Consider the following 22,229-nt stretch of genomic DNA (forward strand, 5'->3'; position numbering starts at 1 on the left):
GCTCGATGAAAATCTATCTGGCAGGCCCCGACGTGTTCCTGCCAGATGCGGTCGCGATCGGCCGGCAGAAGGCCGCGATCTGTGCTGCGCACGGCCTCACCGGCCTCTATCCCCTCGACAACGAGATCGACCTCGCCGCTCCCGATGCCTCGCGGCAGATCTTTTGCGGCAACGAGGCGATGATGGATGCGGCCGATGCCATCATCGCCAACCTCACGCCGTTCCGCGGCGCGGGCGCCGATCCCGGGACCGTCTACGAGCTCGGCTACATGGCCGGCCGCCGCAAGTTTTGCCTCGCCTATTCCAATGACGGCGCCGCCTATGCCGACCGTGTCGGTCGCTTCATGAACGTGACGTCCGAGAACGGGCGGTTGGTCGATGCGCAGGGGCTGACGGTCGAGGATTTTGACCTCGCCGACAATCTCATGATGATCCATGCGCTGGAGCTGCATGGCTGCCCGCTGGTGACGCCGGCGCAGATGCCGATCGACGTCTGGCACGATTTGGCCGCGTTCGAGGCTTGCGTCCGGATGGCGGCCGCGCGATTGATCGCTACATAAACGCCTCAGGCGTCTTCGGAGAGATGATGTCCCCTGCCCGCAAGCGCGCGGATGTTCTGCTGGTTGAGCGCGGCCTGTTCGAGAGCCGGGCGCGGGCGCGCGCAGCGATCGAGGCCGGGCTCGTCACGGCCGACGACAAGCAGGTCGCAAAGCCGTCGGAGACGATCGCCGAGGACGCCGTGATCCAGGCCGAGCCCGTACATCCTTACGTCTCTCGCGGCGGCGTCAAGCTCGCCGGCGCGCTGGAGCGCTACCCGATCGAGATCGAGGACCATGTCTGCCTCGACGTCGGCGCGTCCACCGGCGGATTCACCGAGGTGCTGCTGGCGAATGGCGCAAGTCTCGTCTTTGCCGTCGATGTCGGCACCAGTCAGCTGCATCCCTCGCTGCGCGGTCACTCCAAGATCGTGTCGATGGAAGAGACCGACATCCGCGCCTATGACGGCAAGCGTTTGCCGGCGCGGCCCGATGTCGTCGTGATCGACGTCAGCTTCATCTCGCTCAAGACGGTGCTGCCCGTGGCGCTGTCGCTGGCGGCCGCGCCGATGAGCCTGCTGGCGCTGATCAAGCCGCAGTTCGAGGCGGACCGGAAGCACAACAAGAAGGGCATCGTCCGCGACGCCGCCGTGCACCGTGAGATCTGCGACGACATCGCCGCCTTTGCGGCCTCGCTCGGCTGCACCGATATCGAGGTGTTCCCGTCGGCGATCACCGGCGGCGACGGCAACATCGAATTCTTCCTGGGCGCGCGCCGTGGTTGAGCGCGTGACGATCGATCACGTCGGCCATCGCGGCGACGGCGTCTCGCTCGACGCTGGGGAAGCCATCTATGTGCCTTACACGCTCGGCGGTGAGGTCGTCGAAGTCGATCATGTCGTCGGCAACCATCCTGACCGCCGCAAGCTGCTCGCGGTGGATGTCGCCAGCCCCGAGCGCGTCGCGCCGTTCTGTCCGCATTTCGGCGTCTGTGGCGGCTGCGCGATCCAGCACTGGGCGAGTGAACCGTATCGCGCCTGGAAGCGCGGCATCGTGGTCGAGACCCTGGCCCAGGCTGGCATCGACTGCGAGGTGGCGTCGCTGGTCGATGCCCACGGTGCGGGACGCAGGCGCATCACGCTGCACGGGCGGTTCGGCACCCATGACATCCTCAAGGTCGGCTTCTCGGCTGCCAGCTCGCACGACGTCATCCCGATCGATCGCTGCCCGATCCTCGATCCCGGGCTCGCGGGTGCACTCGATGCCGGCTGGGCGCTCGCCGAGCTGCTGACGTCGAAAATGCCGGTGACGAAACCGCTGGACATTCAGGTCACCGCGACCGCCAACGGTCTCGACATCGACGTGCGCGGCTCCGGCCCGCTGCCAACGCCGCTCGTGACGGCGCTCTCGCGCGTCGCCGAGCAGCACCGCCTGGCGCGGCTGACACGGCACGGCGAACTGGTGCTGCAACGCCTGCCACCGACCCTGCAGATGGGCCGCGCCGAGGTGACGCTGCCGCCGGGCTCGTTCCTGCAGGCGACCGTCGTCGGTGAAGAGACGCTTGCGTCGCTGGTGGCCGAGCGCATCGGCAAGGCGAAGAACGTTCTCGACCTCTTCTGCGGCGTCGGTCCGTTCGCGTTGCGGCTCGCCGAAAAGGCCCGCGTCACCGCCCATGACAATGATGCCGGCGCCATTGCAGCGCTCGAAAAAGCCGCGCGCACACCGGGCCTCAAGCCGATCAAGGCCGAGCCGCGCGATCTGTTTCGCCGTCCCATGGTGGCGCCGGAGCTGCGCGATTTCGACGCCGTCGTGTTCGACCCGCCACGCCAGGGCGCGCAGGCGCAGGCCTTGAAGCTCGCCGCGAGCAAGGTGCCTGTGGTGGTCGCGGTCTCCTGCAACGTCGCGACCTTTGCCCGCGACGCGCGGCTGCTGATCGACGGCGGCTACAAGATGGATGCCGTGGTGCCGGTCGACCAGTTCCGGCATACGCCGCATGTCGAACTGGTGGCGAAGTTCACGCGCTAACGGCGAAGACCGCCCAGCGCCGGTGACTCGCCGGGCAGTATCGACGAGTTGATGTCGCTGTCCATGCGCCCGGATTGCTGCTGGGTGAAGCCGGCGCCGAACGACAGGCTGAGGTTGGAGGTCGGCTTGAACTCGACACCCGCAAATGCGCCATAGCCGGGCGAGGCGCTGGAGGTGAGCGGCGCAAGCGAGCTGCCAATGCCGCCGCCGTATTTCAGCGTGTCGAAACCGGCAAAGAACGTGACGGGCATGCCGCCCGCGGTCTTGGTGTTGTAACCAAATTGCGTGCCATCGTAGGCGAGCGCGCTGAAATTGCCGACGGGCCCGCTCTGGCTGAAACCGTTCAAACCGAGATTGCCGCGCTCGCTTCCGACAAAGAACCCGGGACGAAAACTGTAGCTTCCGTCGGCATCGCCGGCCTTCAAGCTTGGAAAGTTGCCGTAGGTATCGGCACTCTGGCCGACACTGCCGCCCCAACCGAAAGGACCGCCCGGTATCCAATACCTCACGGGCGCCACCTGCGCATGAGCCGATGCTCCGCCGAGGCAAAGCACGGCGAAGAGAATTGCGAAGGCGCGGGAATCTGTGAGGCTGGACATTGAGATGACCGTCAAGGAAGTGCGGAAATTATACGCGACGGATGCCCCGAAGGCCAGTGGAGTCGGCCCGGAGCGTCGTTTCAATCAACTCCCGCACGCGTTTCCGAGGTCTTGCACGGTTCCCACGGCGACAAAAAGGTCGAGAGCGTTCCGCCGCCGCCACCGCTCGTGCCAGGTAACTCGAAGCGTTCGATTGCGGTACTGTGGCGGCGCCGACATCAGGCCGCGACAAACCACGGCGAGGCGTTACGCCGTTCTGTCCACCGAGGACGATGTATCCGACGGCGGATATTTCGTCACGGGCACGACGAAGGACTTGTTGCGGACCTGGTAGATGATCTTGCCGTTCTGCCCGTCGTCGGTCGCAATCTGCGCCTGCCCGAACATGATGACGTTCTTGTAGACGGTGCCGGTGCCCTGACGGGTGACGCCATCGGTGGTGACGCTGACCTGCGCTTCGTTGCCGTTGACAGCGAGCACCCTGAAGCTCGCACTCTTGCCATTGTCACTGGAATAGCCGCCCCAGCTTCCCATCAGGCGGCTGTCGGAGGCCGGCGGCGCCTGCTTCTCGAGAGTCGCGGTCTGCTTGCCCGCGCCCGCAGATGACAACAGCACCAGACTCTTGCCGTCCTTGGTGCCGACCGTGACCGTGCCGAAGGTGAGAAGCGAACCGGCGACCTCGCCAAAACCGCGCTCCGTACGCCCGTTATGGGTGTACTCGACCTGCGCCCGGGCACCGCGGATGTTCACGACCTTGAAGCTGACGGGCTGGTTGTTGCCAGCCCAATTGCCTTTCCACTCACCGAGCAGGGAGCTCTGGTGATACACCCGCTCGAGAGCGGGAGAAATCTGGCTGGTGCTCGATGAGACGATGGCCATTGGATTGCTCGGCGGATTTGTCTGACGGGCCCGCTTGGTTCGCGCCCCGACAGGAACGTCAGAACAGTATCCGGAAACAATTGGAAGCAGCCGATTAGGGCCACGCAACAGTTAACGCATGGTTAAAATTCCATCGCGGGCAAATAGGGCAAAAGGTCTCGTTCGGGTGCAGCGCTCAGCGACCCCAGCGGTCCGACCAGATCTTCTCGCCAATCATGCAGTTCACACGCGGCTCCTTGTCCTTCTCCGCAACCCGCATCACGGGGCGCTCCGGCATACGGCCCGCAACCTCCATCAAGAGCTTGGTGCGGATGGCTTCCTTGAACTTGTCGCGGTCCTTGATCGTGATGACGAAGGAACCGGGACCGCCGATGACGCAATCCTCATAGTAGAAATCGAGATTGTCGATATCCATGGTCGAATAGGAGGGCTCCTTGACCATGATCGGCAGGCCGTTGATGACGATGCCCTTCTCGATCGCCGCGTCGCGCGCGATCGTGACCGGAGTGCCATTGTTGTTGGGACCGTCGCCGGAAATGTCGATCACGCGGCGCAGCCCCCGATAGGGATCCTCATCGAACAGCGGCATCGCGAAACTGATCGCGCCGGAGATCGAGGTGCGCGAGGCGCGCCGGATCGGCGTCTTCATGATTTCGGCGGCGACGGCATCGGCGGTCTCCGGTCCGTCGATCAGGCGCCAGGGAATGATGATCTTCTGGTCGGTCGAGGCGGCCCACTCGAAATAGGTCACCGCGATGCGGCCGTTCGGACCCAGCTTCAGCGCCTGCAGGAATTCCTTCGACTGGATCGCCTGCGCATAGCCTTCGCGCTGGATCGCGAGCTCGTCCATGTCCATGGAGTAGGAGACATCGACAGCGAGGATCAGCTCGACATCGACCGTCTGCGCGTCTCTGTCGGCTGCTTGCCGCTGCGGCTGATTTTTGAGCAGCGCCAGTCTAGGCGACTCAAATTTGGGTCCTGGTGCCGCGATGCCCGCGACGTCCCCTCCGGCGAACATGCCGGTCACCAGCACAGCCCCGATCGAGAACAGCAAGCGCATCGCAGCCTCCCGTCGTATGACGTGATGGTGACATGCAATCGCCTTGCCGCAAAGTCCGAAGATCGCTCGCGCTTCACATTCCGGTTAGGCATTTGCCGGTTAGGCATTTGCCAGTCAGGCATTTGCGGGCGGGAATTGCGAAGCATTACGCAAAGCTGCCGCGATGTTGCCGCGCTCGCGCCGCTGGACTGCGCGATCGCTGGCGCCGTCATGCGCGGTGCGCTCCCGGACTGACGGGCCACTGGACAGCGCACCCTCGCCCACTTGTCCGGCGCGATTTCCATGTTAGGCTGGCCGGACAGATGGGGATGGAGTCCCCCGACAACCGCCCGGCGGCCTGTGACCGTAGTGGGCTGATGACTCCTGCTTGAGGAGGGGCAATTTTCAGGCCTCTGCCTTCGGCGGGAGCATGGACAAACCCGCCGCTGGCGGGTTTTTTGTTGCCCGGATGCGAAGGCCAAGGAGAGGTCAAGCAGAGGCCGAGGAGAAGTCCTGGACGTGACGACGACAACACCGAATGCTGCACGTGCGGGCCTGCCCAGGGGGATCTGGGTGCTCGGCTTCGTCTCGATGCTGATGGACGTCTCTTCCGAGATGATCCACGCGCTGCTGCCGGTCTATCTCGTCACCGTGCTCGGCGCCTCCACGCTCACCGTGGGCTTCATCGAGGGCATTGCCGAGGCGACCGCCTCGATCACGAAAATCTTCTCCGGCGCGTTGTCCGACTGGCTCGGCCGGCGCAAATTGCTCGCCGCGCTCGGCTACGGGCTCGCCGCGCTGACAAAACCGCTGTTCCCGCTTGCCCCAAGCGTCGGATGGCTGGTTGCCGCGCGCTTCATCGACCGCGTCGGCAAGGGCATCCGCGGCGCGCCGCGCGATGCACTGATCGCCGATATCGCACCCATCGGCCTGCGCGGCGCGAGCTTCGGCCTGCGGCAGTCGCTCGACACCATCGGTGCGTTCGTCGGGCCGCTCATCGCGATCGGCCTGATGTGGTGGACGGCGGACAATTTTACGATGGTGTTCTGGGTGGCGGTGCTGCCGGCGTTCCTGTCGTTCGGACTGATCGTGTTCGCGGTGAGCGAGCCGGAGCCTGACCCAGGCCGGGAGCCGTCAAAGAATCCGCTCAACATGGCCGCGATGCGCCAGCTCGGGTCCGTGTACTGGCGTGTCGTCGCGGTTGGCGTCGTGTTCACGCTAGCGCGTTTCAGCGAGGCCTTCCTGATTCTGCGCGCGCAGAACATCGGGCTCAATGCGATGTGGGTGCCGGCCGTGCTGGTGCTGATGAACATCGTCTATGCATTGTCGGCCTATCCGGCCGGCGTGCTCTCGGACCGGATCAACCGCACCGGCCTGCTCGCGCTCGGCCTCGTCTTCCTCGCCGGCGCCGATCTCGCGCTCGCACTGCTGCCAAACCTTGGCGGCCTCGCCCTCGGCGTCGCGCTGTGGGGACTGCATATGGGATTGACGCAAGGCCTGCTCTCGGCCCTCGTCGCTGACGCAGCGCCACCGAGCCTGCGCGGCACCGCGTTCGGCTATTTCAACCTGTTCACCGGTCTTGCCTTGCTGGCCGCAAGCGTGATCGCCGGCGCGCTGTGGGATAGTTATGGTCCGGCCGGCACCTTCCTGGCCGGGCTCGGCTTTGCGCTGATCGCGCTGATGGGACTATTTGCCGTCGGCGGCGGGCTGGTAACGGAGGATACATGATGGAAATGGCAAACGGGGGAACGAGACGTTGAACGTCCAATTCATTCTGGCGGTCGCCGCTGGTGGAGCGCTTGGCGCAATCGTGCGCTATCTCGTTGCGATCGGTTCAGGCCGAGCGTTCGGCACCGATTTCCCCTGGGGCACCCTGATCATCAACGTGACGGGATCGTTCCTGATCGGGGTTTTCACCGCGATGTTCGCGACGAGGTGGAACCTGCCGCAAGCCGTCCGGATATTTCTGACGGTGGGGATTTGTGGCGGATACACCACATTCTCGACGTTCTCACTGGATGCCTGGTCTCTGGTCGAGCGTGGACAGACATGGGCCTCGGCCGCCTACATGATTGGATCGGTAGTGTTGTCCGTTGCAGCCCTCATCGCCGCAATGCAACTCGTCCGCGCGCTTCCGTAAGAGCCGAGCGCAGCGGCGCATTCCTGCTCATCCGGAGCCGCATATGACAAGCGCGCCTAGCATCTTGGAGAAGGACGGCGTCCTGCAATATGATCGGTTGGCTGGAAGCTCAACTGCACCAAGGCGTTTCAGAAGCGATGGCCGACACTGTTGCCAAACCGAAAACCAGGACGAAGACCAAGGTCGAGCGACCGAAGCTGCACAAGGTCATCCTGATCAACGACGACTTTACGCCCCGCGAATTCGTCACGATGATCCTCAAAGCCGAATTCCGCATGACCGAGGATCAGGCCTACAAGGTGATGATCACCGCCCACAAGCTCGGCGCCTGCGTGGTCGCCGTTTTCACCAAGGACGTCGCCGAGACCAAGGCTACCCGCGCAACGGATGCCGGCCGCACGAAGGGCTATCCGCTGCTGTTCACGACGGAGCCGGAGGAGTAGCGGCACCGGTCCGGCTTTGGTGCTTTGGCGCCCTCTTTCGATTTCGGCGCCGAATCTGCCCTGCCGAATAATGTATCTATTGGCCGTCAACAGGCGCATGGTAAGCCATCACCGGCCCGTCACGGCATCCGTCGGTGACTGAGAGAGTCTTTGCGCTCCCGCCCAATGCGGAGCGTCCTATGCAAGACACAACCAAGAGAACCATCCCGCTGAGCAATCGCCTTGCCCAATTGGCAGCCGAGGCTCGTCGTCGCGCAGAGATTGCCCCGCCCGGCGTCCAGCGGGAAGCGCTGCTCAGAGCGGCGCGATTGAGCGAAACGGCCTCGCATATTCATGACTGGATAAGCCTGCCTGGTCCCAAAACACCGAGGTAGTGGCAAGCTAACCTGGTCGGCGGCCTGTTCACGTCGAGTGACGATCCGGGCCGAGGGCGGCATCCGCCTGCAAATCACACCTCAAATATAAGTTGTATGAAATGAACTATATTTCATTTTGGTTGTTGTAACAGCGTCCCCAAACGAAACGGGGCGGTCAACAGCCAAAGCAGCCCCCATGATGAAATCTTTTATCGCGTTCGTGATGTTCGCGCTCCTCGGAGTGTCCGTAATGGTGTTGCCCGGCTTCGCTCCGCAAGTGAAAGCGCGCGAAACCGTTGCTTTGGCGAAGGCGGACCGGCTGGCGAGCCACCCGGTGACCCGGAACTGCCTGGGCCAGGTCTGGCCGGACTTCGAAGCGTCGTGTCTGCGCCGAGGTGAATCCGATGTCAGGGTTCATGAAGCTCGTTTGGTGACGGCGCGCCGCTAAACCAACAATCGCAAAGCGCCGGCCGAGCTTGTTCGGATGTCCAGGAAAGTATCGTGCACAGATGTCAACACCTCCAACCTCCTTGCCGAATGTTCTCGTCGTCGAAGACGAGATGATCCTGCGCATGCGCGCGGTCGATATCGTGGAGGATGCAGGCTTCTGCCCTGTGCAGGCCGTCAACGCCGACGAAGCCATCGCGATCCTCGAGTCGCGGTCAGACATCTCGCTTCTGTTCAGCGACATCCAGATGCCCGGGACCATGGACGGCTTGAAGCTGGCCCACGCGGTGCACGATCGCTGGCCTGCCATCAAGATCGTGCTGGTTTCCGGTCAGGTAAAGCCGTCTGAAAACGAAACGCCGGCCGACAGCCGCTTCTTTCGCAAGCCGCTCGCCGTCGACGAAATGATCTCGCAGTTGCAAACCATGATCGGAGCGGGCGCGCTAAAAATCCTTCCGACCACAACGACGGATCCTGGGGACAACCTTGAGGTTGCTCGATCGCCACAGGAATCGGTTCTGGTAGCGGAAAACGACAATCTGCGCCTGTTGCTGGAACAGGCCGACACCGACGCCAAGGTCCTGCTCGCTCAAGCCGGCATCGAAGCCCACGAACGCGAGGCTGCCGACAAGTTGCAAAAGCTCATCCTCGGAGAGCTGCATCATCGCATCAAGAATACGCTTGCGACGGTGAGCGCAATCGCAGCCCAGAGCTTCCGGACCGCAATCAGTCTGGAGCAAGGCCAAAAAGCCATGGATGGCCGCTTGCTGGCGTTAGGGCGTGCCCACGACCTGTTGATACAGGTCAGCTGGTCAAATGCGAGCCTCACTCATACCCTGAGCGGCGCCACCGATCCCTATGACAGTCAGGGGGGCCGACGATTCCATTTCAATGGGCCGGACCTCAGGATCACATCCGGTGCCGTGATAGCGCTCGCGATGACATTCAACGAGCTCTGCACCAACACGACGAAGTTCGGCGCGCTGTCCAGTTCCTCCGGCCATGTCGAGATCGTATGGACGGTCGACGAGACCGAGCAAAGGCTGCGCCTGAAGTGGAGCGAAAGCGGCGGCCCTGCGGTGGCGCCGCCGACACGACGGAGCTACGGCACCCGGATGATCGAGTCGCTCGGCCAGCAACTGAACGGACAGGTGCGGCTGGCCTACGAACCGTCCGGATTTGTCTATCAGCTGGATGTACCGTTGAAGTCGGTGATGGCGTCGAACGCCTGAATTCTGCTCACCGGGTTGGCGGCGGCGGACCTCCGAGGACGACCTCAGGCCATCGCCACCGGCCTCTCCTCCGTCAGCCCGTACACGCGCTGCGCCTTTGAAAAGCCCGCGATCGGGAATTCGCCGAGCTCGTGCCAGTCGTGGCGGCAGACATTGGCGAACATTTCCGAGGCCACGACGGTCCGCCCCAGGCGACCCGTTATCTTCTCGAGCCTGGCGGCAAGGTTCACGGCCGGGCCGATGCAGGTGAAGTCGAGGCGGTTGCCGCCACCGATATTACCGTAGAGGATATTCCCGACGTGGAGCGCCACGCCGAAACGGAAGCGCTCGACGACGTCGCCGACAGGATACGCGAGCGCCTCGACGCTGGCGCGGGATTCGCGCGCCGCCTCCAGCACCCGCGTGCAGACATGCGCGGCATCGCCGACATATTCGTCGATCGGGAACACCGCGAGCAGGCCATCGCCCATGAATTTCAGCACCTCGCCGCCATGGCCGCGGATCGCGGCGACCTGGCAGTCGAAATAATGGTTGAGGATCTCGACCACGGTCTCGGCCGGCAGCCGGTCCGACAGTGCGGTGAAGCCGCGCAGATCGGAGAGCCAGATCGCAGCCTGCATGGTGTCGTTGTGGCCGCGGCGGATCTGACCGCCAAGGATGCGCGCGCCGGCACGATTGCCGACATAGGTGTCGAGCAGCATCTCGGCGGTGCGGCGCAGGCTGATGATTTCGGTGATGCGCGCGAGCGGCTTGACGATGGCGTGAATCGCCGCGATGTGGTCATCGGTGAAGCCGCCTGGATGGCGCGTGGTCCAGCTCGTCGCGTGGACCGAGCCGTCGAGAAACGGCATTGGCATCGCGACGTAGTCGGTTACGCCTTCGGCACGCATGTCGTCGAGAAACGGAAAATACTTGCTGCCGGGATCGTCCATGCGTCCCCGCACCTCAAGTCCCTGCTCGAACACGACCCGCAGCGGACTTCTGGCGAATTCCGGCGTCGCCAGTATCTCGAAATCGACCGTGCCGATCTCGACCTCCTCGCCCTCCCGCCAGATGAAGTTGCGACCGAAAATTTCGGGATGCAGCGTGCGGATGAAGATGCCGAACCGCCATAGCGGCAGACCGGCTGCGACCATCCGTTCGCAGGCTTCCGCCGTCATCTCGGCCGGGGCCTTGGACGACCAGGCGCCGTCGATCAGCCAGCTGGTGATACGTTGGAGATCGGAGCTTTCCATGGCTGCATTTGCCGACGAAGTTGTGGGATCGTCAAGCTGCGCGGTGGGCTAGTGGCGCGGTACAAGCGCCTCGCGCAACGCTAGCGCCCGACTTGGCCGCGGTCGCGCAGGAAATGATCCGCCAGCACACAGGCCATCATGGCTTCGCCGACGGGGACGGCGCGGATGCCGACGCAGGGATCGTGGCGGCCCTTGGTCATGATCTCGGTGTCGGCACCGTTGCGATCGACGGTGAGGCGCGGCTGCAGGATCGACGAGGTCGGCTTGACCGCGAAACGCACCACCACCGGCTGCCCCGTGGAGATGCCGCCCAGCACGCCGCCGGCGTGGTTGGACAGAAAACGCGTGCCGTCATTGCCGGTGCGCATCTCGTCGGCGTTCTCTTCGCCGGTGAGTTCGGCCGCGGCAAAGCCGGCGCCGATCTCGACGCCCTTCACCGCATTGATGCTCATCATTGCGGCGGCGAGCTCGGCGTCGAGCTTGGCGTAGATCGGCGCGCCAAGGCCTGCCGGCACACCTTCGGCGACGACCTCGATCACCGCGCCGATCGAGGAGCCGCTCTTGCGGATACCGTCGAGATAGGTCTCGAAGAACGCGGCCTTGTCCTTGTCGGGACAGAAGAACGGATTTTTCGCAATCTCGTCCCAGTCCCACTTCGCGCGGTCGATCTTGTGCGGGCCCATCTGCACCAGCGCGCCGCGCACCTTCACGTCGGGCAGCACCTTTCGCGCGATCGCGCCGGCGGCGACGCGCGTGGCGGTCTCGCGCGCCGACGAGCGGCCGCCGCCGCGATAGTCGCGCAGGCCGTACTTCGCTTCATAGGTGAAGTCGGCATGACCAGGGCGAAACTTGTCCTTGATCTCGGAATAGTCCTTCGAGCGCTGGTCGGTGTTCTCGATCAGGAGCCCGATCGGCGTGCCCGTCGTCACCTGCACGCCGGTCTCCGGATGCGCCATCACGCCGGAGAGGATCTTGACCTGGTCCGGCTCCTGACGCTGGGTCGTGAAGCGCGACTGGCCGGGCCGGCGGCGATCAAGATCACCCTGGATGTCGGCTTCGACGAGCGGGATCATGGGCGGGCAGCCGTCGACCACGCAGCCAATCGCCACCCCATGGCTCTCGCCGAAGGTCGTGACGCGGAACATGTGGCCGAAGGTGTTGAAGGACATCGCTGCTCGCAGGCTCGGTTCCCGCGTGTGGTAACGCGCGGGGCGCCGGGGGTCAAACCCGCAGCCGCCACGGAGACGGCGAGCCGGCTTAACTAAACTTCTCGAGCCGCCCGTCCCGGAACACGTAGACGGCGCCCTGCTCGATGTAGAGTTCGGCGGCGCTCGCCGGCGTCTCCAGGCCGAGTGAAACCATCAGGGCCCGGCAGGTCCCGCCATGGGCGACCGCGACGGTGTCGGTCCGGAGCTGGTCGTACCAGGCGCGCACGCGGACCTGGACATCGGCGTAGGTCTCCCCGCCCGCGGGGCCCACCGTCCATTTGTCGGCGAGGCGCCGGGCGTAGATGTCGGGATCGGAGGCCTCGCTCTCGGCCAGCGTCAGTCCCTCCCAGGTGCCGTAGCCGATCTCACGCAGCCGATCATCGAGCGCATAGTCCGCAGTCGGCAGTTCGAGCTTGCTCCGCGCCAGTTCCATGGTCTCTCGCGCGCGGCCAAGCGGACTCGACACGTAGGGTAATGCAGCCTTGTCGCGGCCCTCGCGCTTAAACAGATCGGCGAGAATGCCACCGGCCTGCACGGCCTGACCGCGACCACGCGCGTTCAGCGGAATGTCCTTGATGCCCTGAAGCCTCCCGAGCGCGTTCCACTCGGTCTCGCCGTGGCGCAGATAATAGATAGTGGGCACGGGCATTGCTGGCTGAAAAGTTAGTCCTTCCCGCCGAACGAAATGTCCGGCGCGTCCGGGCGCTTCATGCCGAGCACGTGATAGCCGGAATCGACGTGGTGCACCTCGCCGGTGACGCCGCGCGAGAGGTCGGAGAGGAAATACAGAGCGCTGCCGCCGACGTCTTCCGTGGAGACGTTGCGCCGCAGCGGTGCGTTGGCTTCGTTCCACTTCAGGATATATCTGAAATCGCCGATGCCGGACGCCGCGAGGGTCTTGATCGGCCCCGCCGAGATCGCGTTGACGCGGATGTTCTTCTCGCCGAGATCGGCGGCGAGATAACGCACGCTTGCTTCGAGCGCCGCTTTCGCGACGCCCATGACGTTGTAATGCGGCATCCACTTCTCGGCGCCGTAATAGCTGAGCGTGATGAGCGAGCCGCCGTCGGTCATCAGCTTCTCGGCGCGCTGCGCCACGGCCGTGAACGAATAGCAGGAGATCAGCAGGGACTTCGAAAAATTCTCCTGCGTGGTGTCGACGTAGCGGCCGTCGAGTTGCTCGCCATAGGCGATCGCATGCACCAGGAAGTCGATCTTGCCCCACTTCTCCTTCAGCACCGCGAAGGCCGCATCGATGGTTGCGGCATCGGTGACGTCGCAATGGCCGAGCACGAGCCCGCCGATCTCGGCGGCGAGCGGCTCGACGCGCTTCTTCAGCGCATCGCCCTGGTAGGTGAAGGCAAGCTCGGCGCCGGCCGCGTGGCATGCCTTGGCAATGCCCCAGGCGATCGAGCGGTTGTTGGCAACGCCGAGGACCACGCCCCGCTTGCCCTGCATCAGACCTGAATTCTGCGCCATTTTGCTAACGTCCCGTCGAGCTCCCGGTGAGGTTTGGAGGTACACCAGCCCTCCGTTGCGGTACAGTCCTAATACGCGGCGTTAACGCTGTTTCAAGCGCCGGAATAGCCGTTCCGCTCGGGTGTTATGATCGTTGTGGCGCTCGCGCCGAACATCAGGACGTCAAGACCGCAATGAGTGCGTTTCGCCAAAGCGTTGAAGCCATGATCCCGGCATTGCGCCGCTACGCCCGCGCGCTCACGCGCGAGGCGGATGCGGCCGACGATCTGGTGCAGGATACGCTGGTGCGGGCGCTGCGTTCGGAGCGCCTGTTTCTCGGGGGCGACGTCAGGAGCTGGCTCTATACGATCCTGACCAACCTCAACAAGAACCGGCGGCGCTCGCTGGCACGGCGACCGCAATTCATGCAGCTGACGGAGAACAATCCGGATGCCAGCGGGACCGAAGCCGAAGGGCGCGATATCGAGAGGGCGCTGGCGACGCTCGTCGAGGAGCAACGCTCGGTGCTGCTCCTGGTGATGCTGGAGGGCATGAGCTACCGCGAGGTCGCCGACATCCAGGGCGTGCCGATCGGCACCGTGATGTCGCGCCTGGCACGCGCCCGCGCCCACGTCAAAGCCTCGCTGGAGGGTGAGCGCCCGGCGCTCAGGCGGGTGAAATGATGGCAGGATTGATGCATCGCGCCGGTCGTTTCTCATGCATGGCATGGGAAGCGGCGCAGTTGAACCACGAAGAACATTTTGGGCCGCAGAGCCAGAGACGATCGATATGAACGACCGCAAGATCCCAGTGACCGAGGACGAACTGCACGCCTATGTCGACGGCGAGCTGCCGGCCGAACGCCGCGCCGACGTCGAGGCCTGGCTTGCCGCGCAGCCTGAGGATGGCGAGCGCGTGCAGTCCTGGCGCGCCATGGCCGAGATGCTGCACGCCCGCTACGATTCGGTCGCCCAGGAGCCGGTGCCGGCGCGGCTCGAGCTCGAACGGCTGGAGCGCCGCCCGCGGCACTGGCTCTATGGCGCAGCCGCGGCCGTGCTGGTGGCCTTCGTCGCCGGCGGCGCCGCCGGCTGGCTGGGACATGGCGCCGCCAACGCGCCGTCGACCTTCCAGAGTTTTACGACTGACGCGCTCGACGCCCACCGCCTCTATGTCGTCGAGGTTCGCCATCCAGTCGAGGTCGGCGGCAACGAGCGCGACCACCTCCAGGCCTGGCTGACCAGGCGCTGCGGTTGGACCGTGTTTGCACCGAACCTGGAGGCGAGTGGACTGAAGCTCGTCGGTGGCCGGCTTTTGCCGGGGCCGAACGGGCCGGCGTCGTTCCTGATGTATGAGGGCGCCTCGGGCGAGCGGTACACGATCTACACCGCCAAGACCGAGAATGGCGCGACGCAGATGCGCTACGCCAGAACGGACAAGGACGGGGCGCTGTTCTGGTCGGAGCGCGGCGTCGGCTACGTCGTCAGCGGTGGCGGCGACCGGGATCGGCTGACCAAAGTGGCGCAGGCGGTCTACGACCAGGCAGAGAAAAGCGGCACCTAGACAACCACGCAAACGCGGTGCCTCGATTCCGACATTGAAAATTTGGAATGAAGACATCGGCGCGTCTCATTATCGCACCGGATGATCACGCGAAAATGAGCAGCGTTCGATCCGCCGATCGACGCGGGCGGCCTCGATTGGGGTTTTTGGTACCGCGCTGGTCCCCCTCTCGAGGCCGCACCTTTTTATCGGCTGCCCCGCCGGACAGCCGACACGTCGAGCACGTGAGCCAAGAAGGGCTACCACGCCTCGGGCATATGATGAGCATCATCTCGATGGACGACGCTCTCAGTCTTTAGGAGAACCCCTTCACACTTTCCGGATCACGCTTAACCAAGCCCGCTACGCGGATTGTAGGGGTGCTGGTCCCGCCACTTCTCCATCAATGCTTCAAGCTCGGCGTCGTTCCCGTCCGGTAACATAATCCTGATGGTGACGAAGAGATCCCCGGTTCCGCCAGCTTTTGGCAGTCCCTTGCCCTTAAGGCGGAAGGTCCGGCCGCTGGAGGTGTTTTGCGGGACCGACAGTTCCACGGCATTGCCGAGGGTGGGCACGCGGACCTTGCCGCCAAGCACCGCCTCGTAAAGCGTGACCGGCAGGTCGATCCTGAGATCGGCGCCCTCGATCTTGAAGAACGGATGCTGGGCGATGCCGATCGTGATCAGGAGATCGCCCGGCGGATGGCCCTGAGCGCTCTCGCCCTGTCCCCGCAACCGGATCTGCTGGCCCTCGGTGACGCCGGCCGGAATCTTGACGTTGAGTTCCTTGCCATTCGGCAGCCGAACGCGCTTCTCGCCGCCCTTGACCGCCTCCTCCAGCGAGACGGTCATGGCGACATTAACGTCGAGATCGAGCCCGATCCCGCCGGTGTCGAATTCGAACTGGGCACCGCCGCCGGCCCCGGGCCGCGGACGCGGCCCACCGCCGAACATGCTGTTGAGGATGTCCTCGAACGCGCCGCCGCCCGGACCAGGGCCCGCGCCGCCGCCGCGGAACGTATAGCTCTCGAACCCGCCGGGACCCGCGCGCCCGCGCGGCCCACCGCCGCCGCCCGGAAACCCTTGGAAGCGCGGCTTGCCGTCGGCGTCGATCTCGCCGCGGTCAAATTGCTTGCGCTTGTCCTCGTCGCCGAGGATCTCGTTGGCCGTATTGAGCTCAGCGAAGCGCTCGGCCGCCTTCGGGTCGTTCTTGTTGCTGTCGGGATGGTGCTTCTTGGCAAGCTTGCGATAGGCGCTCTTGATCGCGGCAGCGTTGGCGCTCCGCGGCACCCCCAAGACCTCATAGGGGTCGCGCATCCGTCACGTCTCCTTCAAGAAATCGAATTGTTCAAAGGGCTCCCCGCCCCACTTGAGCCTCATGTGGGGGGCGAGTGGTATTTTTGCAACTAGCCTGGTGAAGCGATTCCTAGCTCCGCCACGGCTTTAGCGTATGAATCTCCCAACTGCCACGGCTGCTTTGGCAGCCCGCACCCTGGAGCCAGCTTTCGGTGCTGCCGTTGACGTAGCTCGCCAGGAAGTCGCGGCACTTGCGGCCGTCTTCAGCGGCATAGGATTGCGCGATCGGCGTGACCGAACCGCGCGCCCCGGTTTCCGGATTCTCCCAATGCTGGCTGGAATCCTTGTCGTTCTTGCTGAGGACGTCGGAGGCAGCGTTGCGGGCGAAGGCGAGATCGGTGTCGGTCGGCGCCTTGGCCGGCATCGCGATCGAGCCGGTGAGGTCGCTGTCGTCGGCCTTGGCGTAGGCACTTTTGTCGTTGCGGGAAAAGCTGCAGCCGCCGGCGCCGAGCCCGATCAGAATGATCGTCATGACGAAGCCGGACGGCCGGATCGCCGATAGGCCAACGCGTCCCCATACCCTATATAGGGCGGTAGCAGACAACGACGCGTTTTGGACCGCAGGACGCAACTCGGACCCCAGACATGACCGACACGACCTCGATGAAACACCAGACACCCTTAACATCCGGTGATTTCACCGCCGCCGACGAGCCCTTTGCGCTGTTCGAGGCCTGGCTGAACGAAGCCATCAAGAGCGAGCCGAACGATCCGAACGCCATGGCGCTCGCCACCGTCGATGCCGACGGCCTGCCGGACGTGCGAATGGTGCTGATGAAGGGCTTCGATACCGATGGTTTCGTCTTCTACAGCCACATCGCCAGCCAGAAGGGCCGCGAACTCACCGCAAATCCTAAGGCCGCGTTACTTTTTCACTGGAAGTCGCTGCGCCGTCAGGTCCGCATCCGCGGCAACGTGACGCCGGTGACCGAGGCCGAGGCCGACGCCTATTTCGCCACCCGGCCAAAGCAGGCGCAGATCGGCGCCTGGGCGAGCAAGCAGTCGCAAGAGCTCGAGAGCCGCTTCGCCTTCGAGCAGGCGATCGCCAAGGTCGCCGCCAAGCACGTCATCGGCGAGGTGCCGCGTCCGCCGGGCTGGAGCGGCTGGCGTATCACGCCGGCGCGTATCGAGTTCTGGCACGACCGCCCATTCCGCCTGCACGACCGCATCGAATTTCGCCGTGACGCGGCCGGCCAGAAATGGTCCAAGACGCGGATGTATCCTTAGTGTTTTGTTCGAGCATGATCCTTTCGGAAAGCCCCTCCGGGTCCGGATCATGCTCCAACCTGAAAGACCTTCATGCCGCAGCCTTCCAATGCGCCGCGCCGCACGCTGCTCCTGACCGGGGCTAGCCGCGGCATCGGCCATGCCACCGTGATCCGTTTCTCCTCGGCCGGCTGGCGCGTGATCACCTGCTCGCGACATCCGTTCCCGGAGGATTGTCCGTGGGACGCAGGCCCTGAGGACCATATCCAGGTCGATCTTGCCACCCCCGCCGATACCACCCGCGCGATCTCCGACATCCGCGACCGGCTCGAAGGCGGAATGCTGCATGCGCTGGTCAACAACGCCGCGATCTCACCGAAGGGCGCCGGCGGCTCCAGGCTCGGCTCGATCGACACCGACCTCGACACCTGGACGCACGTGTTCAACGTCAACTTCTTCGCCCCGATCATGATGGCGCGCGGACTGATCGAGGAACTGAAGACGGCCAAGGGCTCTGTCGTGAACGTCACCTCGATCGCGGGCTCGCGCGTGCATCCCTTCGCGGGCGCGGCCTACGCCACCTCGAAGGCCGCGCTCGCATCCCTGACGCGCGAGATGGCCTCCGATTTCGGCCGCGTCGGCGTGCGCGTCAACGCGATCGCACCCGGCGAGATCGACACCTCGATCCTGTCGCCGGGCACCGAGAAGATCGTCGACCAGCAGATCCCGATGCACCGGCTCGGCACGCCCGACGAGGTCGCCAAGATCATCTACGTGCTGTGCACGGACACCAGTTCTTACGTCAACGGCGCCGAGATCCACATCAACGGCGGCCAGCACGTGTAGGCTACCTCGTCATTGCGATCGCAAGCGCTCCTCGCAATGAGATGTTGGAAACAACGCCGGGGAAGCAAGGCGATCCAGACAACGCCGCCGCAAGACCTGGATCGCCCTTAGCTTCCGTTCCTCAATCGAGTCGAATCCGACGTGACCTCTCGCGTGGCTGCGGAGCGGCCGTGCTGATTGCAGTCGAGCAATCGTCGTCGTTCTCGCCATCGAGCAGCGGAGCACCACAGTGCCGGCACATGCGTGCCGACATCGACGACGCCTTGCCGCTCGCCAGGACCTGGCGGTAGTTCGCCAGATCGATGACGTTGCGGGGCGAAGTTATGTGTTTTTCAACCATGGCTGTTCCTCGCGGCTTACCTGCTCCTTATCGCAGACAAGTTTCGCGCAAACGTTCAGCCCACCGCTCAAATTTTACCGGAGGAATTGGGACGGCGAGCACACATCGCCGTGCGGCCGCAATCCCGCTCTATTCTGCGACACCAGACACCGTGTCTCTGCATCCGGCGTAAGGTCTCGGTAGCTATTACAGCCACTTCTTCCACTTGAAGATCCAGTACGGAACGATCGCCGCGATCAGCATCAAGACCAGCGCGAACGGATAACCGTGCGCCCATTCGAGTTCCGGCATCGACTTGAAGTTCATGCCGTAGATCGAGGCGATCAGCGTCGGCGGCATCAGGACGACCGCCATGACCGAAAACAGCTTGATGATGTTGTTCTGCTCGAGATTGACGACGCCGAGCATGGCGTCGAGCACGAAGGTGATCTTGCTGGAGAGGTAGGAGGCGTGGTCGGTCAGCGAGACGACGTCGCGCTGCATGGTCTTGAGCTGCTCACGCATGTCCTTCGACCATTTCACGCCCTCCACCACCGCCGAGAGGAAGGCGACGACGCGGCCGATCGAGACCAGGCTCTCGCGAACCTTGGAGGTTAGATCGCCCTTGCGGCCGATCGAGATCAGGATTTGCGAATATTGCTTGGCGTGACCGTGGCGCTCGCTCTCCGGCTCGAAGATGTCATGCGAGACCTGATCGATCTCGGCGCCGCAGCGCTCCAGGATGTCGGCGCAGCGGTCGATCACGGCATCGAGCAACTCCATCAGCACCATCTCGCCGGTGATGGCCGGCGTGCAGGAACGCGCCAGCTTGGCCTCGACCAGCGCAAAGGGCTTGGGCTGGTCATAGCGCACCGTTACCAGGCGGTGGTCGCCGAGAATGAAGGTCACCGCCGTGGTCCGGGGCATATCGGTGTCGGAGTGGCACATCAGCGTCGCGGTCATGTAGCGCGCGCCGTTCTCCATATAGAGGCGGCTGGAGATCTCGATCTCCTGCATGTCTTCCCGGGTCGGGATCGCAATCCCCGAGAGCCTCTCGACGGCTTTGTCCTCGGCCGCGGTCGGGTTGACGAGGTCGATCCAGACCGCATGCTCCGGGACTGCCGCGAGATCCTCGACGATGGCCTTCTTGAGGGAGGACTCGGAGGGAACGAACACAGAAAACATGCACAACTCCAGCAGGGGCCTGCGACAGACTGACAGCCCTTAGCGCGATTCTGACAAGTTGATGATGACAAGCACATTAACGGAGCGTTTGCATTTGTGGCGACGCCGTGGCCCAACTGTGGCACGGAATCGACACTTACGACCGTTTTGCCTAGAAACCGACTCTGGCGCGCAAAACTTGCGGCAGAAAAGCCACAGGTAAGGTCTTGCAGCGCGGGAGAAGCTTCGAAAGGCTGGAATTGTGGCAGATTTCAACGATAATGGAGCCAACGGAATCGTGGAATTGGGCTTGCTCAAGCCCTGCGAAAGCTTGTTGTTGTTGATTGGAACCAAATCATGTCGTCGCTGAAAGTTACGCTTGGTATTTTGGCCGCTGGCCTGATGCTGTCGGGCTGCATGCAGGCCACACATTACGAGGCGACCGACACCAAGGCGTTCAAGCCGAAAGACAAGGAACTCCTCGCCAAGGTCAGGTACGAGAAAACTGCGGTCGCAGAGCCGTTCCGCCGCGCTATCGTCGATTACCACCGCAAGGAATCGCCGGGCTCGATCGTGGTCGATTCCGACAACCATTACCTCTACTACGTCATGGATGGCGGCAAGGCGATCCGCTACGGCATCACCGTCGGTGAAGAAGCCATGGCCTGGTCGGGCATCGCCAAGGTAGGCAGCAAGACCGAGTGGCCGGCCTGGCACCCCACCCCCGGCGAAATTTCGCGCCTGGGCGTGCCCACCTTCGTCGCCCCCGGTCCGGACAATCCGATGGGCTCCCGCGCGATGTATCTCTACTCCGGCGGCAAGGACACGTTGTTCCGCATTCACGGCACCAACCAGCCGGAATATATCGGCGCCTCGATCTCGTCGGGCTGCATCCGCCTGACCAACGAGGACGCGATCGACCTCTATGATCGCGTCAAGGTCGGCACCCTCGTTGTGGTGCTCGAGCCCAAGCACGGCGACTCGCCCTACAATTCGCGCCTCGCACTCGGCGGCAGCCAAACCGGCCAGGCGGGCAGCTACTGATCAGGTTCCTGATCTCAGACATTCAAAAGCGCCGGTTTCACCGGCGCTTTTTTGTTGCCGGCTTGTGCGGCTGGGTTTTATTGCCATCGGCCGCAGGCTTGTCCGCGGGCGCAGGAGATTTCTCCGCCGCCTCGTCATTAACTCCCTGCTTGGCTTCGGGTTTGGCCTCGGGCTTCGCTTCGGGTTTGGCCGCGACCTCACGCGGCGGCGCCTCCTCGGGCCGTTCCGCCGGCAGGAGCGGGGCAACCTGCGGCAGGGGATCCCAGACGTTCCACTGACATATCCGATAGTCGTTGCGCCGCTGCGCGAGGTCGAGATGGATATGGTCCTCGTGGTACCAATCCGAGCCGGGGCCGAGCACGGTCGAAAAGCGCGAGCAGACCGAATGCAGCACGCGCTCGCGCACCTCGCGCGGCATGGTGCGGTCGGTCAGGCCGATCGACTGCCCGTTGGCGAGCTTGATGGCGCGCACGTCGATCGCGTTGGCCTTGCCGTGCTCGGACAGCATGGCGCCGACAACGCGGTTGCGGCCGCGGCACTCGAAGCTGTCGAAATTGTCGAGATCGCTGATGGTCGAGCCGAGGCTCGCGGCCAGCGGCACCACGTCCTTGCGCACCCAATCGGCGATTGCGGACGCCATGGTGCAGCGGAGGATCGCCGCCGGCTTGACCGCCACCTTGCGCTTGTCCGGCAGCACGATGGCTTCGAGCCGCACCAGATCCTCACCGCCGCAGGCGCCCGGCCCGCGGATATCCGGAATCGAGGGCGCGATCGCGATCTCCTCGGTCAGCGCGAGGCGGCACGCCGAGGCCTGCTTCTCGGGCGGCGGCGCAGCCTCGGCGGGCTTGGGGGCGCCAGGTTTGTCCGCGGAAGGCTTGTCGTCGATCTCCGAAGGAGCCTCGTCCAATGCCTTGGCTGAGGCCTTGGGGGCCTCCTCGGGGCGAGGCCTCGGGAGCGGGATCTTGCCAGAGACATTGGCGGAATGAACCGTCGCGCGCGGCCGTGGTGCAGCAATACCAAAGATGTCCAGCGGGGACCCATATTTGCGCGCCTCCGCCCCATCCGCGAACCCGAGCACGACGGTAACCATTGCCGCGCCGACGGACATATAGCCGCGACAAGACCATTTGCGGCGAAAGGCGGGCAGGCTAAGACTCAT

At 64.1% G+C, this 22,229-nt stretch carries 25 protein-coding genes and 1 riboswitch; of the genes, 13 read left to right on the forward strand and 12 right to left on the reverse strand.

What is annotated here, in order from left to right; genetic code table 11:
• Positions 1 to 5 precede the first annotated feature (5 nt).
• From IVA75_RS14265 to IVA75_RS14275, 3 genes are read left to right on the forward strand one after another with little or no spacing between them, the layout of a single operon-like run.
• Positions 6 to 560 carry a nucleoside 2-deoxyribosyltransferase gene (locus IVA75_RS14265; RefSeq protein WP_247290959.1) on the forward strand — a complete coding sequence of 185 codons (555 nt, stop codon included), beginning with the start codon at positions 6 to 8 and terminating at the stop codon, positions 558 to 560.
• A 26-nt stretch (positions 561 to 586) separates the two neighbouring features.
• Positions 587 to 1,321, forward strand: coding sequence for a TlyA family RNA methyltransferase (locus tag IVA75_RS14270; protein WP_247290961.1), 735 nt, complete (start codon positions 587 to 589; stop codon positions 1,319 to 1,321).
• Positions 1,314 to 2,561, forward strand: a complete 1,248-nt coding sequence (locus IVA75_RS14275; protein WP_247290963.1) for a methyltransferase — start codon at positions 1,314 to 1,316, stop codon at positions 2,559 to 2,561. The genes IVA75_RS14270 and IVA75_RS14275 overlap by 8 nt, the downstream gene beginning before the upstream one ends.
• Here the strand turns inward: IVA75_RS14275 and IVA75_RS14280 are convergent.
• The 3 genes from IVA75_RS14280 to IVA75_RS14290 form a co-directional block, all read right to left on the reverse strand.
• Positions 2,558 to 3,160, reverse strand: coding sequence for a hypothetical protein (locus IVA75_RS14280; protein WP_247290965.1), 603 nt, complete (start codon positions 3,158 to 3,160; stop codon positions 2,558 to 2,560). The two genes, IVA75_RS14275 and IVA75_RS14280, sit on opposite strands and share 4 nt — an antisense overlap.
• A 246-nt stretch (positions 3,161 to 3,406) precedes the next feature.
• Entirely contained in the window at positions 3,407 to 4,039 is a 633-nt protein-coding gene (locus IVA75_RS14285; protein ID WP_027568720.1) for a hypothetical protein, read from the reverse strand.
• Positions 4,040 to 4,214: 175 nt separating this feature from the next.
• Positions 4,215 to 5,099: a DUF1194 domain-containing protein gene (locus IVA75_RS14290; protein ID WP_247290966.1), complete on the reverse strand. Its 885-nt coding sequence runs from the start codon at positions 5,097 to 5,099 to the stop codon at positions 4,215 to 4,217.
• A gap of 295 nt (positions 5,100 to 5,394) precedes the next feature.
• A riboswitch (Fluoride riboswitch) is annotated at positions 5,395 to 5,472 on the forward strand.
• Between the two features lie 125 nt (positions 5,473 to 5,597).
• Between IVA75_RS14290 and IVA75_RS14295 the strand changes: the two genes are divergently transcribed.
• The 5 genes from IVA75_RS14295 (at position 5,598) to IVA75_RS14315 (ending at position 9,696) form a co-directional block, all read left to right on the forward strand.
• Positions 5,598 to 6,806: an MFS transporter gene (locus IVA75_RS14295; RefSeq protein WP_247290968.1), complete on the forward strand. Its 1,209-nt coding sequence runs from the start codon at positions 5,598 to 5,600 to the stop codon at positions 6,804 to 6,806.
• A gap of 28 nt (positions 6,807 to 6,834) precedes the next feature.
• Entirely contained in the window at positions 6,835 to 7,218 is a 384-nt protein-coding gene (crcB, locus tag IVA75_RS14300) for a fluoride efflux transporter CrcB (RefSeq protein ID WP_247290970.1), read from the forward strand.
• A gap of 137 nt (positions 7,219 to 7,355) precedes the next feature.
• Complete coding sequence (clpS, locus tag IVA75_RS14305) at positions 7,356 to 7,661, forward strand: ATP-dependent Clp protease adapter ClpS (protein WP_027568716.1); 306 nt, start codon at positions 7,356 to 7,358, stop codon at positions 7,659 to 7,661.
• 552 nt (positions 7,662 to 8,213) lie between these two features.
• Entirely contained in the window at positions 8,214 to 8,465 is a 252-nt protein-coding gene (locus IVA75_RS14310) for a hypothetical protein (protein ID WP_247290972.1), read from the forward strand.
• A gap of 61 nt (positions 8,466 to 8,526) precedes the next feature.
• Positions 8,527 to 9,696: an HWE histidine kinase domain-containing protein gene (locus IVA75_RS14315; RefSeq protein ID WP_247290974.1), complete on the forward strand. Its 1,170-nt coding sequence runs from the start codon at positions 8,527 to 8,529 to the stop codon at positions 9,694 to 9,696.
• Between the two features lie 44 nt (positions 9,697 to 9,740).
• Here IVA75_RS14315 and IVA75_RS14320 read toward each other — a convergent pair whose 3' ends face one another.
• The 4 genes from IVA75_RS14320 to fabI form a co-directional block, all read right to left on the reverse strand.
• Positions 9,741 to 10,931, reverse strand: coding sequence for an adenylate/guanylate cyclase domain-containing protein (locus IVA75_RS14320; RefSeq protein ID WP_247290976.1), 1,191 nt, complete (start codon positions 10,929 to 10,931; stop codon positions 9,741 to 9,743).
• An 80-nt stretch (positions 10,932 to 11,011) separates the two neighbouring features.
• Positions 11,012 to 12,100 (reverse strand): chorismate synthase, encoded by a 1,089-nt coding sequence (gene aroC / locus IVA75_RS14325; RefSeq protein ID WP_247290978.1) that lies wholly within the window; start codon positions 12,098 to 12,100, stop codon positions 11,012 to 11,014.
• Between the two features lie 88 nt (positions 12,101 to 12,188).
• Positions 12,189 to 12,788 carry a histidine phosphatase family protein gene (locus tag IVA75_RS14330; RefSeq protein WP_247290979.1) on the reverse strand — a complete coding sequence of 200 codons (600 nt, stop codon included), beginning with the start codon at positions 12,786 to 12,788 and terminating at the stop codon, positions 12,189 to 12,191.
• 14 nt (positions 12,789 to 12,802) lie between these two features.
• Positions 12,803 to 13,618 carry an enoyl-ACP reductase FabI gene (gene fabI, locus IVA75_RS14335; protein WP_027568710.1) on the reverse strand — a complete coding sequence of 272 codons (816 nt, stop codon included), beginning with the start codon at positions 13,616 to 13,618 and terminating at the stop codon, positions 12,803 to 12,805.
• Between the two features lie 173 nt (positions 13,619 to 13,791).
• Between fabI and IVA75_RS14340 the strand changes: the two genes are divergently transcribed.
• Positions 13,792 to 14,280 carry a sigma-70 family RNA polymerase sigma factor gene (locus IVA75_RS14340; protein ID WP_007594679.1) on the forward strand — a complete coding sequence of 163 codons (489 nt, stop codon included), beginning with the start codon at positions 13,792 to 13,794 and terminating at the stop codon, positions 14,278 to 14,280.
• Between the two features lie 106 nt (positions 14,281 to 14,386).
• Entirely contained in the window at positions 14,387 to 15,157 is a 771-nt protein-coding gene (locus tag IVA75_RS14345) for an anti-sigma factor (RefSeq protein WP_027568709.1), read from the forward strand.
• 329 nt (positions 15,158 to 15,486) lie between these two features.
• On the opposite strand, the gene IVA75_RS14350 is transcribed toward IVA75_RS14345, so the two are convergent.
• Positions 15,487 to 16,452: a J domain-containing protein gene (locus IVA75_RS14350; protein ID WP_027568708.1), complete on the reverse strand. Its 966-nt coding sequence runs from the start codon at positions 16,450 to 16,452 to the stop codon at positions 15,487 to 15,489.
• A 109-nt stretch (positions 16,453 to 16,561) separates the two neighbouring features.
• A complete protein-coding gene (locus IVA75_RS14355; RefSeq protein WP_247290981.1) occupies positions 16,562 to 16,963 on the reverse strand; it encodes an RT0821/Lpp0805 family surface protein in 402 nt (133 codons plus the stop codon).
• 113 nt (positions 16,964 to 17,076) lie between these two features.
• On the opposite strand from IVA75_RS14355, the gene pdxH reads away from it, so the two are divergent.
• Positions 17,077 to 17,718: a pyridoxamine 5'-phosphate oxidase gene (pdxH, locus tag IVA75_RS14360; RefSeq protein WP_247290983.1), complete on the forward strand. Its 642-nt coding sequence runs from the start codon at positions 17,077 to 17,079 to the stop codon at positions 17,716 to 17,718.
• Positions 17,719 to 17,790: 72 nt separating this feature from the next.
• A complete protein-coding gene (locus tag IVA75_RS14365; RefSeq protein ID WP_007607375.1) occupies positions 17,791 to 18,543 on the forward strand; it encodes an SDR family oxidoreductase in 753 nt (250 codons plus the stop codon).
• A gap of 121 nt (positions 18,544 to 18,664) precedes the next feature.
• Here the strand turns inward: IVA75_RS14365 and IVA75_RS14370 are convergent, their stop codons facing one another.
• Together IVA75_RS14370 and IVA75_RS14375 are read right to left on the reverse strand one after the other, a co-directional pair.
• Positions 18,665 to 18,883 (reverse strand): hypothetical protein, encoded by a 219-nt coding sequence (locus tag IVA75_RS14370; protein ID WP_247290985.1) that lies wholly within the window; start codon positions 18,881 to 18,883, stop codon positions 18,665 to 18,667.
• Positions 18,884 to 19,069: 186 nt separating this feature from the next.
• Positions 19,070 to 20,047 (reverse strand): magnesium transporter CorA family protein, encoded by a 978-nt coding sequence (locus tag IVA75_RS14375; protein WP_247290988.1) that lies wholly within the window; start codon positions 20,045 to 20,047, stop codon positions 19,070 to 19,072.
• A gap of 336 nt (positions 20,048 to 20,383) precedes the next feature.
• Here IVA75_RS14375 and IVA75_RS14380 point away from each other — a divergent pair, with 336 nt between their 5' ends.
• Complete coding sequence (locus IVA75_RS14380; RefSeq protein ID WP_027568704.1) at positions 20,384 to 21,070, forward strand: L,D-transpeptidase; 687 nt, start codon at positions 20,384 to 20,386, stop codon at positions 21,068 to 21,070.
• 37 nt (positions 21,071 to 21,107) lie between these two features.
• Here the strand turns inward: IVA75_RS14380 and IVA75_RS14385 are convergent, their stop codons facing one another.
• Positions 21,108 to 22,229: an extensin family protein gene (locus tag IVA75_RS14385; protein ID WP_247290990.1), complete on the reverse strand. Its 1,122-nt coding sequence runs from the start codon at positions 22,227 to 22,229 to the stop codon at positions 21,108 to 21,110.

Origin of the sequence: Bradyrhizobium sp. 134, assembly GCF_023074155.1 — a bacterium.
Lineage (GTDB): Bacteria > Pseudomonadota > Alphaproteobacteria > Rhizobiales > Xanthobacteraceae > Bradyrhizobium.

Bases quoted from the DNA above. Each gene is read 5' to 3' on its own strand.
- aroC (WP_247290978.1), bottom strand. From the start codon at position 12,100: ATGTCCTTCAACACCTTCGGCCACATGTTCCGCGTCACGACCTTCGGC.
- IVA75_RS14345 (WP_027568709.1), top strand. From the start codon at position 14,387: ATGAACGACCGCAAGATCCCAGTGACCGAGGACGAACTGCACGCCTAT.
- IVA75_RS14350 (WP_027568708.1), bottom strand. From the start codon at position 16,452: ATGCGCGACCCCTATGAGGTCTTGGGGGTGCCGCGGAGCGCCAACGCT.
- IVA75_RS14380 (WP_027568704.1), top strand. From the start codon at position 20,384: ATGTCGTCGCTGAAAGTTACGCTTGGTATTTTGGCCGCTGGCCTGATG.
- IVA75_RS14330 (WP_247290979.1), bottom strand. From the start codon at position 12,788: ATGCCCGTGCCCACTATCTATTATCTGCGCCACGGCGAGACCGAGTGG.
- IVA75_RS14290 (WP_247290966.1), bottom strand. From the start codon at position 5,099: ATGCGCTTGCTGTTCTCGATCGGGGCTGTGCTGGTGACCGGCATGTTC.
- IVA75_RS14315 (WP_247290974.1), top strand. From the start codon at position 8,527: ATGTCAACACCTCCAACCTCCTTGCCGAATGTTCTCGTCGTCGAAGAC.
- IVA75_RS14375 (WP_247290988.1), bottom strand. From the start codon at position 20,047: ATGTTTTCTGTGTTCGTTCCCTCCGAGTCCTCCCTCAAGAAGGCCATC.
- IVA75_RS14370 (WP_247290985.1), bottom strand. From the start codon at position 18,883: ATGGTTGAAAAACACATAACTTCGCCCCGCAACGTCATCGATCTGGCG.
- fabI (WP_027568710.1), bottom strand. From the start codon at position 13,618: ATGGCGCAGAATTCAGGTCTGATGCAGGGCAAGCGGGGCGTGGTCCTC.
- IVA75_RS14280 (WP_247290965.1), bottom strand. From the start codon at position 3,160: ATGTCCAGCCTCACAGATTCCCGCGCCTTCGCAATTCTCTTCGCCGTG.
- IVA75_RS14355 (WP_247290981.1), bottom strand. From the start codon at position 16,963: ATGACGATCATTCTGATCGGGCTCGGCGCCGGCGGCTGCAGCTTTTCC.
- IVA75_RS14265 (WP_247290959.1), top strand. From the start codon at position 6: ATGAAAATCTATCTGGCAGGCCCCGACGTGTTCCTGCCAGATGCGGTC.
- pdxH (WP_247290983.1), top strand. From the start codon at position 17,077: ATGACCGACACGACCTCGATGAAACACCAGACACCCTTAACATCCGGT.
- IVA75_RS14365 (WP_007607375.1), top strand. From the start codon at position 17,791: ATGCCGCAGCCTTCCAATGCGCCGCGCCGCACGCTGCTCCTGACCGGG.
- IVA75_RS14340 (WP_007594679.1), top strand. From the start codon at position 13,792: ATGAGTGCGTTTCGCCAAAGCGTTGAAGCCATGATCCCGGCATTGCGC.
- clpS (WP_027568716.1), top strand. From the start codon at position 7,356: ATGGCCGACACTGTTGCCAAACCGAAAACCAGGACGAAGACCAAGGTC.
- IVA75_RS14310 (WP_247290972.1), top strand. From the start codon at position 8,214: ATGATGAAATCTTTTATCGCGTTCGTGATGTTCGCGCTCCTCGGAGTG.
- IVA75_RS14320 (WP_247290976.1), bottom strand. From the start codon at position 10,931: ATGGAAAGCTCCGATCTCCAACGTATCACCAGCTGGCTGATCGACGGC.
- IVA75_RS14270 (WP_247290961.1), top strand. From the start codon at position 587: ATGTCCCCTGCCCGCAAGCGCGCGGATGTTCTGCTGGTTGAGCGCGGC.
- IVA75_RS14385 (WP_247290990.1), bottom strand. From the start codon at position 22,229: ATGAGTCTTAGCCTGCCCGCCTTTCGCCGCAAATGGTCTTGTCGCGGC.
- IVA75_RS14285 (WP_027568720.1), bottom strand. From the start codon at position 4,039: ATGGCCATCGTCTCATCGAGCACCAGCCAGATTTCTCCCGCTCTCGAG.